Origin of the sequence: Limosilactobacillus mucosae DSM 13345 (assembly GCF_001436025.1) — a bacterium.
GTDB classification, from domain to species: Bacteria; Bacillota; Bacilli; order Lactobacillales; family Lactobacillaceae; genus Limosilactobacillus; species Limosilactobacillus mucosae.
The window spans coordinates 1-10,294 of sequence record NZ_AZEQ01000003.1 but is presented as its reverse complement, the minus strand read 5'-3'; the positions used below and the strand labels follow the sequence as shown (position 1 = coordinate 10,294).

6 protein-coding genes are annotated in these 10,294 nt (G+C 47.5%); 1 reads left to right on the top strand and 5 read right to left on the bottom strand.

Going from position 1 to position 10,294, the window contains the following annotated elements; genetic code table 11:
- Positions 1 to 299: 299 nt before the first annotated feature.
- Complete coding sequence (locus FC47_RS01860) at positions 300 to 638, top strand: CPBP family intramembrane glutamic endopeptidase (protein ID WP_056967667.1); 339 nt, start codon at positions 300 to 302, stop codon at positions 636 to 638.
- 229 nt (positions 639 to 867) lie between these two features.
- Here FC47_RS01860 and FC47_RS01855 read toward each other — a convergent pair whose 3' ends face one another.
- The 5 genes from FC47_RS01855 to FC47_RS01835 all read right to left on the bottom strand — a co-directional run.
- On the bottom strand, positions 868 to 2,043 hold the full coding sequence (locus tag FC47_RS01855; protein WP_039945647.1) for an AEC family transporter: 1,176 nt from the start codon (positions 2,041 to 2,043) through the stop codon (positions 868 to 870).
- Between the two features lie 100 nt (positions 2,044 to 2,143).
- The gene (gene frc / locus FC47_RS01850; protein ID WP_048345187.1) at positions 2,144 to 3,484 is read right to left on the bottom strand and encodes a formyl-CoA transferase; all 1,341 of its coding nucleotides are present in this window, start codon (positions 3,482 to 3,484) and stop codon (positions 2,144 to 2,146) included.
- Between the two features lie 18 nt (positions 3,485 to 3,502).
- Positions 3,503 to 5,200: an oxalyl-CoA decarboxylase gene (oxc, locus tag FC47_RS01845; protein WP_048345188.1), complete on the bottom strand. Its 1,698-nt coding sequence runs from the start codon at positions 5,198 to 5,200 to the stop codon at positions 3,503 to 3,505.
- 129 nt (positions 5,201 to 5,329) lie between these two features.
- Positions 5,330 to 8,245, bottom strand: coding sequence for a lectin-like domain-containing protein (locus tag FC47_RS01840; RefSeq protein WP_155519126.1), 2,916 nt, complete (start codon positions 8,243 to 8,245; stop codon positions 5,330 to 5,332).
- A 930-nt stretch (positions 8,246 to 9,175) separates the two neighbouring features.
- Positions 9,176 to 10,294: 5-methyltetrahydropteroyltriglutamate--homocysteine S-methyltransferase (locus FC47_RS01835; protein WP_268888864.1), on the bottom strand; the 1,119-nt coding region annotated here is incomplete at its 5' end.

Genomic DNA, 10,294 nt, shown 5'->3' with positions numbered 1-10,294 from the left:
ACCAAATGAAAGGCGTGATCTTGATCTGCATGCTGCTGATCAATTAGCTGCTCAGTGCCGGCTTTGAGCTGCTGATTTTCTCACTGGTACCGGCTTGCTGGTGGCTAATTACTGCCCGTAAACAAATCTCTTTTGCGCAATGGATTGGTCTTAAAGACATTCCCAAGAAGAATCGCACAAAAGTCTGGGGCTGAGCTAGTGTGACTTCTCTAGGCCTATTGCTGCTGTCGATCGTCCTGTTGAAAAACGTCGGTACTGCCCATACCGCCGTCAGTGACTTTGCCAATCAAGGCTAGCGCGTGCTGCCGGCAGTGCTGGTCTACCCAGTCTTAGGAACATCGCTGCCAGAAGAACTGCTGTTTCGCGGTTTCTTATTAAAGCGACTGGCCACTCGTTTTGACTTTGCAATCGGAAATCTGATTCAGGCATTGCTGTTTGGCCTGCTGCACAGTGTCATATTTATCAATCAGCTGGGCCTGCTCAGCGCTCTCGGTATCGGCTGGTTTACGTTGCTGATAGCTTGGCTGATGGGATTTATCAATGAAAAGTCGGCCACCGGCTCCATTTATCCCAGCTGGCTGATTCACGCACTAGCTAATTTCTTGACCGGGCTAAGTGCAGCATTGGGCCTGCTTTAGTACTATCGGCTTGGCCTCAGCCATCGTTTTAGTATGCTTATACATTAGTAAAAAATCGCACCATTCCTTGACCTGACTGAGGTACAGAATGGTGCGATCGCTATTTTTGAAAGGTTTCTACTATTATATTTGTTCGAAGTTTTAAGTTAATATCCGTTTAGAAAGTGAGCAATGTTAATTATGTCCAGGAAGAAAGTATGACTGTGAGTAAAGGTTCAACTATTGCTGCTTAGAAGTGTGCAGCCAGGATCGGCAACAGCCAGATCCAGAAAATGCAGGTCGCTGCAAATGCCACTGTAGAAATCGCCACTGAACTGGCACCTTCTCTGACATAGATGTTGTAGCGACTGGAAATAATGATCCCAGAGAATGCAGGTGGCAAGGCATTTGCCAAGCAAAGCATCGAGATCTTGGTTGGATCAGAGCCCATCCCGCAAAGGTAGGCAACCAAAACAATAATGGCTGGCGTCAAAAGCAAACGATAGAACGTGTTCCAAAGCGATTCCTTGTCGATTGAGAACTTAACCGTTGAAAGTGACAGACCAGCTGCCAATACGGCAACCCCGGAGTTGGCTTTGGCAATCAGATCAAAGCTTGGGGCAAACGAAGCTGGAATCTTGATGCCCAGCAAAACCAGGACGAAAGCCAGCAATGGAGCTGCAGCAACCGGCTTTTTGATGGCATTGATAATTGCAGACATCGTTGAGTTGCTGGTTTTCTTTTCGCCATTGCCCAAATGATTGTGAGCCTCAGCTCTAACCAGATCGATTTCACGAATAATGCCTTTTTCGCGCAATGCCTTGGCTTCAGCATCGGTAACCGGAATCCCGTCAGCGACGGTAACTTCTTTTTCTTTTACCGGTGCCACCTCATCAGACTTTTGCGGCAGCTTGATCTTAACCTTTTCGCCATCAGTCTTAGAAGCCTTGGCCCGAGCTTCGGCTTGACCTTTGTTGATCAGTGCCAGCCCAATTGGAATCGTCACTGCGTTAACTACGATTGAAACGATCCCGATAACCAGGTTGGTATTGGCATCATTGCCATAAATCGGATCCAAAACCGCAAAACCCAGGAACCCGATCGTTGGTGAACCAGCGATCATTGCACAAATGGCGGCTTCCTGCTTGGTCCGGTGAAACATGATTCTGTCCAAAAAGTAGCTGAGCAAGAACAGACCCGTAACCCCGAAAAAGGCAATCAAGGTTAAGACGATATCTTTAGCAAACATTTCACGCGTTGCCGAAACGATTGAGATGAACAATGCCGCCGGTAAGGCAATGTTTAGCACCAGCTTGTTTAGCCCTTGTCGTTGGTCATCGTCAAAGAATGAAAACTTACCACACAGATAGCCCAAAATCATGATAACCAAAATTGGAACAATATCATCAATTAATATTTTTTCCATGTCTACCCCTCCAATTCTCTTTTTGGCATGCCTGGCAATAAAAAGGTGGGATGCGGTCAATGCCGGTCATCCCACCCAAGCCATGGCAAATGCCTTTAGCTTATTTGCCCTTGATTACTTCCCGACGTGGGTTCTTAGGGCCACGAGCCTTTGAGATGACGCCTTTTTCAACCAAGTCGTTAATTTCATCGGCATCATAGCCTAAAGCAGAGAGTACTTCGACGTTGTTTTCACCCAGGTCTGGTGCCCGCTTGTAGTCCGGCTTGTAGTTGCCTAACGTAAATGGCATCCCAATCGTCTTGAAGTTACCACGGTTACCGCCTTGGTTAATCGTAACGATCGTGCCATCTTCGTTTAAGTCAGGGTCATTTTCCAATTCATGCCAATCAATGACTGGGCCAACTGGAATGCCTGCCTCACCAAGCTTTTGCGTCAATTCATACTTGTCGTACTGCTTGGTGTAGGATTCGATCAGTGGATAGATCTCTTCCTTGTGCAGCTGACGGTGTTCCCAGTCACTGAAGCGTTCGTCGTCAATCCATTCTGGGTGACCCATCGTGTTGGCAATGGCTGCCCAGCTCTTGTTGGAGTCTTGAATAACGATGTAAACGTAGGCATTTGGATCAGTTTCCCAACCCTTAGCCTTGTAAGTCCAGCCAATAACTTGACCACCCTCAGTGTTTTCGGCCCGTGGTACGGCCTTGCCCCACTTGTAGTCAGGGTAGACAGCGTAGTGTGGCAGTGCACCCAGGTTGTCTAACATGATCTGGTCACGCAGCTTGATCCGGCACAGGTTCATAACCGCGTTTTGCATTGACTGGTAAACCAGCGTCCCTTCGCCAGTCCGTTCCCGCTGCATCAAAGCGGCCAGGATACCAATCGTCAGGTGCATCCCTGAGTTGGAGTCGCCTAATGCCGCAGCAGATTGCGTTGGTACGTTGTTTTCGCCCTTATTCCAACCAGTCGTTGAAGCCGCGCCACCAGCTGATTGAGCAACTGGTTCGTAGGCCTTGACGTCAGCAAAGCGTGATCCTTGGTTAAAACCTTTCAGTGAAGCCATGATCAAACGTGGGTTCAGCTTGTGCACGTCTTCCCAGCCAAAGCCGGCGCGATCAGCAGCTCCTGGGCGAACGTTTTCAACAAACACGTCCGCCTTTTTAAGCAGGTCCGTCATGATCTGTTTGCCTTCAGGAGTCTTGATGTTCAGCGTCAATGACTTCTTGTTGGCATTCAGCTGCAGGTAGTAGAGACTCCAGGAATCCTGAATATCCAATAACTGATTACGGGTTGGATCACCGGTGTCTGGCCGTTCGATCTTGATGACTTCAGCACCCAGCCAAGCCAACAGCTGCGTACAGGAAGGACCGGATTGTACCTGCGTCCAGTCAACGACCTTGATTCCCTTTAATGGTGCATATTCATTTGTCTTTTCTTCAACCATGATTATCTGCTCCTTTCACTACTTCTTCAGATCCAGCTTTGGATTCAGGTTGCCAATGTGGCCAGATTCCTTACCCATGGATGGGTCGATCTGAACATTGATGATGTTTGGCCGCTTGGATGCAACCGCCTGTTCAAAGACAACCTTCATCTCTTGATAGCTGCTTACAAAGTAGCTGTCACCGCCAAATGCCTTGGCCATGTATTCATACCGCGCCGTGGCATCCAGCATCGTTGGACCTGGCTGATCGGCAACTTCACGGTCGGTCCCGTTGTAGATCCCACCGTTGTTGACAATGACGACAGTAATTGGCAGGTGATAGCGACAGATCGTTTCCATTTCCATACCATCAAAACCAAACGCGCTGTCGCCTTCCAAAGCAACGACTGGCTTGCCGGTCTCAATAGCCGTCGCAATTGCATAGCCCAGACCGACACCCATGACGCCCCACGTCCCAGTATCCAGACGATGACGTGGCAGCTTCATGTCAATCATATTCCGACCAATGTCCAGCGTGTTGGCCCCTTCAGAAACCAGGTAAGTATCTGGGTTCTTCAAGAAGTACTCCTTGATCGGTTCCAGCGTGCCATAGTAGCCAAACTTGGCGTTAGTTTCACCAGCTTCAACGCGCTTAGCAAATTTGGCGGCATTTTCAGCCGTCTTGGCACTGATTTCATCCAGCCATGCCTGTGGCGTTTGGTAGCCAGTCTTTTCAAGTGCCGGTACCAGTTTAGCCAGGATTGAGTTCAGATCGCCTTGCAGCGGTGCGTCAATCTTTTGGTTGGAATCAAATTCAGTTGCCTCGATTTCCAGCTGTACGAATTTAGCGTTCGGATTAAACGTAGGTGCCGCACCATGTGAAAGCATCCAGTTGAGCCGCGCACCGATCAGAATTACGACGTCCGCGCCGCTTAATGAAAGTGAGCGCGCCGCAGCTGCAGAGTGCTTGTCCTCATCAGAGATCAAACCCTTTGCCATTGACATTGGCAAGAATGGAATATCGGTTTCAGCAACCAGCTTTTGCACCAGTTTTTCGCTTTGCGCGTATGCCGCCCCTTTACCAAGAATGATCAGCGGCTTTTTAGCACCCTTAATTACCTCAACAGCCCGATTGATTGCTTCATCGCTTGGTGCCTGTTTTGGTGCTGGATCGACAACTTCATAAATGCCGGCATCAGAGTCATCGGTGACCTCAATTTGTTGGCCAATTGTGTTGGCTGGCAGATCAAGGTAGACCCCACCAGGACGACCAGATAATGCCGTTCTTACGGCTCTGGCAACTGCCAATCCCATATCCTGCGCCCGATCGACTCGGTAGGCGGCCTTACAGAACGGCTTGGCAACGTTGTATTGATCTAATCCTTCATAGTCACCCTGATCCAGGTCAATAATGTGACGTTCCGAGGATCCTGAAATCATGATCAATGGGAAGCAGTTCTTGGTGGCCTGTGCCAATGCCGTCAAACCATTTAAAAAACCGGGAGCAGAAACGGTCAGGGCCACACCTGGCTTCTGTGTCAGATAGCCGGCCGCTGCCGCCGCATCCACTGCCGCATCCTCACGCCGAAAACCAAAGTACTTCATGCCGCGCAGCTGAGCCAGACGCGCAAAATCAGTTACTGGAATCCCAACGACCCCATAAATATTTTGCAGTCCATTTTTTTGCAGAGCGTCGATCAAAAGGTCGGCACCGGTTTTCATTGATTCATTTGCCATAAGCTTTCGCCTTCATTCATTAGATTTTAATAATTGAGATTATGCAAAACTTGACTACCATAAGAGATCCATATAAATTCGTCTTTTTATGGCGGAATTTTTTTCATTAATGGTTTCATTGCGTCTGCCTCACTTTAAGACACGTTTGAAACGTCTACGAACCTCGTTAAAGCCCAGCCAGCCGCCAATTCCAGCCAGCAAGATTCCTAAGCCGGTCAATAAGTCGGCATGCCGATTCCCAGTTTGTGGAAGATGTTTGAGCGATGCCGTTTCAATAGGGGCTGAAGCGACATCATAATTGTTGCTTTTAGTTAATTGGATAGCAGATGAAGTTGAATCGGCAGTTACGACATGATGAGCTTCACCCGACTGATCCGTCTGACCGTCAATCGGCTGCCAGGAAGACTGTTGTTTGATTTGATGATTATCAGTCTTGACCCCGGCAGCAGTCGACGCTGTACCTTTCCCTTGCGTATCAGTCGGCTTTGACGTTGGCGACTTAACGGAACCGCTGGCGTGACGATCAGGATTAGCTGACTGACGCTTCAGCTTGATTACGTAGGTTTGTTCGCTGGTGTCGTTAAAGCTGAGAATCTGACCATCAGTTGGATCACTGACGAGCTGATACCCTTGCCGTTCTAGAGCCTTAATCGTATCAGCCGTGCTGTAGTTGGCACTTGATCCATACTTTCCCGTCAGCAGCTTGTCATACTGACTGAGGCTTTGCGGATCTTTAGAGCTGACATTCTCATAGACAATCCTGATCTTTTCTATACATGGCTGGTAGATCACCGTTACAACCGGATTTTGCCCAAGCGTTGGCGAGGCGGCAGCAACTGACGGCGTATTCGTGAAATAGCCAAGAATCGTTGGTGAAACGATCGGTGGATACTTCGCAGGCGCTGCAGTCCAAGGCGTGTAGACCACATCACCGGTAACCTCATCAATATCAGCACTTCTGGTATATGCAACCGGCTGACTTACTGCCGCAGCTGCCGGCTTGCCATTTGTAAACTCATACTTGATCGTCCGTGTAGCTTGCTGATTCAAGTCATTTCGCTCAACTCCTTGATAGGTCTTTGATGGATTATTTGGCAACGGAATTCCATTGTCTTGATAATGACTGGGACCAATTATAAGATGACGGTGCTTCAGCTTAACCGTATAGCTTTGCGCACTATCACCATATTTCAAGACTTTACCGTCAGTCGGATCATTGACCAGCTGATAGCCTTTTGCTTCCAGCTCTTTGATTGTCTTAGCCATACTATATTCTGAACTCTGATTTCTGGCACCGGTCAGTTCTTGATCATACCCACTGAGATTTTGCGGATCATCCGTACTGACATCTTGATAATTAACTGTGATCTTTTCGGTACGACCATAAACATAGATAACCGTACCGTTAAGTCCCTCCTTTCTTAGCGTGCCGCTTGGAGCAAGACTGCCTTTTCCCAAGCCAATATATGTATAGCCAGGAAGATTAAGCTGATCCGTAGAATACGTATTGCCAATTACCGGCGCGCCGCTGTAGTGAACGCCAGTCTGATGAATCAGCTGACCCTGTTCATTGAGATATTCAACGTTGACTGAAGCAGCTGGCGAAAAAGTAAAGCTGGTCAATCTAAACTGCTGCAGGTTGGTTAATTCGCCAGTCGTCGCCGCCAGATCAAGTGCCATCGCGACATTGCCATTGCCAGGAATATCAGGAATCTGGTAGGTCCACGTAACCCATTGCTCATCTTCATGCGTCTGAACACTGTCATTAAGATGTCCAGCTGGTTCTTTTAGCCTGATTGTCAAGACATGGGTTTGACCGTTATATTGCATTTGAAAATCATGAAACCTGCCGTCCATCAAACTGGTAGTCAGTGGCTGAACCGTGCCGTCTTGATTATTGACCCACCATCGCCAAGCCTTTTTGCCAGTAGTCGTTGTAACCTGTTCATGACTGGTGGTAACGATATCGCCACATGGAACGGCCATTGTTGGATCCTGTGACTGGCCATATTTGGAGTCATCCTCACCGTTTTGCGGAAGCGGGATCTGATCGCCTGGCAGACTCGAGGTTGGCTCATTGTAGTAGTCATAATAGGAATCAAGCTTAAAGCCAACCGCATCCGGCAACCCCGCAATTCCTAGATTGCCGCCCGGTCGACCAAGCGCAGCAACGTTTCCCGTATGAAAGACGATTCCCATGCCATCAGCGCCGCCAAAGTTGCCCAGATTGATCTGACCATTTAGGGTAAAGCTGCTATCCATGTTGATCTTTTCTTTTAGCGATATGCCCCCAGCTGAATATTGCTGCCCTTTTTTGGTAAAGGTAATCGTTACCGAGCCATCAGAGTTAAGCTGGTCAGTTGCCGTACCATGCATATCAAAGTAGTGATTGAAGTTTTTGGCATCAACAGTTACGTCTTCAGCCGGCAGTGAAGGATCGTTTATGACTGCACCAGTAGTATTGCTAAGTGATGGTTCAGTAGCATTGCCTTGAACGGCAGTTGGCTCTGACACTTTTTGGGCTGCACTGGCCATGACCATGCTGAGATTCTGCGCACTATCGGCTGAATTGCTAATGGCTGCATCAGCTTGGCCTCGCGCTGATGAACTGACTAAGGCCGAGCTGTTTTGATAGACCACTGCCGAGTCGTCAGTAGAATTCTCAGCCTGCACATCGCCTAACGCATCACAAGAAACCTTGCTATCGCTATTATCAGCAGCGACATTGGCAGCTACTGAAGCCGCACTTGTTGTTGATGTTTTTGCCGGATAATCGCTTTTCTCGTTTACCGAAGCTGTAAAAGAATCGGCAGCAGCTGCCAAGGATTCATAATCTGCTGATGGAGCCTTGCTTTGAACAGTAGCTGTTTTGCCATTTTGCGCAGGCAACGCATCTGCCTTAACGTTTAGTTCATTAGCACCACCAAGGAAAAAACCGACTGCAATCAACATCGAGACACAACCAAGCTTTGTTTTACGCAGGGCATATCTTGGTAAAATCGACATTAATTGCCTTTGCCGGTCATTTTGATTGTTTCTCCCCATTTCAATTTCCACCTTGTATCTTTAATCTACAAAAAAGGTATTAAATAAACTTCCAAATTTCACTGAGCGATTATAGACACGAATTTAAAAAGCAACAACAAAAAATCGTTTGCACAACTCAAATCAAGCTGATTTCATCCGTTATAAAATTAAAAATCGATAAGTATAATTTATTTAATATTTCAGAACGCCGATATAACAAGATTTATTGTTCGCGTTTTTACTTTGTTATTTTTAACAATCTAATAAATTAACATTTATTAAAATGAACAAAAATGTTTTAATATGAGATTTTTTTCATCTTATAGACAGACGGTCAATGGTATTTCAGCCGTTGTCATGGGTATTTCAGTATTAACAGGTGGCCTTTTATCGCCAGCCATCCATTTTTAATTACTAATTCATTTCACTGCCATTCAACCAAAATTTTATTAAAACTGCTCCGAACTTAGGCCGCCATTTTATGATCTGAAACAGAAAACAGCGGCTTGCTGATAATTTGGCTAAAAGACGCGATCAATCAACTGTTGGAACTGGCCATGCGTGATACTATTGTCGCCTCCCATTTATCGACTGTTGAAACTAGCTGCGTGCGGTATGTCTGGTTAGCGATTCGGAGTCCGGCGCAAATTAAAAAACTCGCCTGGCAAAATCTGCCAAGCGAGTTTTGGGATTCAGTAATTAATCAGGAGTTTTCTTAATTGAGGTGTCAGAACGTTAATTCGAGAAATGCGTCACGTAGTTTCAGTGGTATGAACGGAACAGCCAAGTTTTAGTTTTTGAGATGCGCTATCTTTTAAATTTAAGGAGAGTTATAAGAGTACTTGTATTGGAAATTTAGGATTTGACTGATCCGTTTCGCTTTCCCACCCACTAATTTTCAGACAGACTATCGCAGTGTGGCCGATCCGCTAGCGGTTAAGACTTGGTTTAAGCGCCCCAGACTTCTTCGGCAACGCTCTTGACCAACGCGAGCTTAGCCCATTGCTGCTCTTCAGTCAGAATATTGCCTTCTTCAGTTGAGGAAAAGCCGCATTGTGGACTCAGGCACAGCTTGTCCAAATCATGGTATTGCGCAGCTTCATGAATACGATCCAAAATTGCCTGCCGCTCTTCCAATTCACCAGACTTAGAGGTAACCAGCCCTAAGACCACGTATTTGTCAGCTGGTACCTTGGCCAGGGGTTCAAAGCCGCCTGCCCGTTCAGAATCATATTCCAGATAAAAGGCTGCCACGTCTTCTTTGGCAAACAGGTAGTCGGCAACTGGACCATAACCACCCTTGGCCGCCCAGGTTGAATGATAGTTTCCGCGGCAGACATGGGTCGTAACCGTCAGATCAGCCGGCAGATCAGCCAAAGCCGCATTGTTGATCTTGAGATAGGTTGCCTCCAGTTTTTCACGATCCGCGCCTTCTTTAGAACGAGTTGCCCAGTAGTCTTCATCTACCAGCAGTCCCCAGGTACAGTCATCCAGCTTGACATCGCGACAACCGGCATCATACAGTGCCAAGATCAGATCATGGTAGGCAGCAGCTACGTCTTTGATCAGGTCATCTTCAGAATCATAGTATTTTTTGATGGCCGCCACGTGCTCATCATCCCGGAAAAGTTCAGAATAAAGCTGCGCCGGTGCCGGAATGCTTTGGCGTGGGATCAGGTCCGTGCCATCCGTTAAGCGCTTAAGGTACTTGAAGGCTTCCAGATCGGGGTGCGTGCCGTTAAAACGAATCTTACCTTCAACCTGAGCAGAATCAGCCCGCGTTTCTTCATCATGGAAACGGTAGCCATGTGCCGGCTTAGTATGCGCGATCCCTTCAAAGCCCCAGAACGTGTCCAGATGCCAGTATGAACGCCGGAACTCGCCATCAGTAACCGCGTGCAGCCCGGCTTGCGCCTCTTTTTCGACCAGTTCCTTGATACACTTGTCTTCAACGTTTTTCAGTTCGTCATGGTCAATTTCATAGTTGGCAAATTTTTCCCGAGCTGCCTTCAGTTCGGCTGGGCGCAGGAAACTGCCGACAATGTCATAACGGAATGGTGAAGTCGT